The organism is Alcanivorax sp. HI0044 (assembly GCF_001634945.1).
The window spans coordinates 1-641 of the sequence record NZ_LWEZ01001952.1 but is presented as its reverse complement, the minus strand read 5'-3'; the positions used below and the strand labels follow the sequence as shown (position 1 = coordinate 641).

At 60.7% G+C, this 641-nt stretch carries 1 protein-coding gene; it reads right to left on the bottom strand.

Annotated features, from left to right (window positions below):
* On the bottom strand, positions 1-520 hold a 520-nt coding region (locus A3730_RS29010; RefSeq protein ID WP_255364335.1), incomplete at its 3' end, for an ATP cone domain-containing protein.
* Positions 521-641: the final 121 nt, after the last annotated feature.

Genomic DNA, 641 nt, shown 5'->3' with positions numbered 1-641 from the left:
CACGAATCAGGTGCTCAAGGCGGGCCATGTCCAGCGGTGCCTTGCTGCCGTCTTCCATGGTGACAGACATATCCACCTGGTGGGTGGGGGCGGGCAGGTCGCTGCTGTGTTCGGCGGCGCGTTTGGAGGCCTGCTGTTCACGGTACAGTACATAGTCACGGGCGACTTTCTGTTCGCCGTTGCGCATCAGGGCCAGTTCGACCTGGTCCTGGATTTCTTCGATGTGGATGGTGCCACCGGAAGGCATGCGACGCTTGAAGGTGGCGCTGACCTGCTCGGTGAGGCGCGCCACGGTTTCATGGATGCGGGACGATGCAGCGGCGGTGCCGCCTTCCACAGCCAGGAATGCCTTGCTGATGGCGACGGTAATCTTGTCGTCATCGTAGCTCACTACCTTGCCATTACGCTTGATCACGCGCAGCTGGCCGGGGGCGGTGCTGGCAATACTTTGATCCTGGTCGTTGCTGTCGCTGGCAGGGGAGCCGGCGTTCTGTGGGTTTTGGCTCATATCCGTCTGCATGGTGCCCTCTCCGTTGTTTGTGCTTTCGCTGTCTGTTTTGTGTGTTGTGGGCGTGGCAGCTTCACCACGCAAAACGCCACGACCCAGGGCCATGGCGTGTTAAATCGTGTCGTGGGTGGTG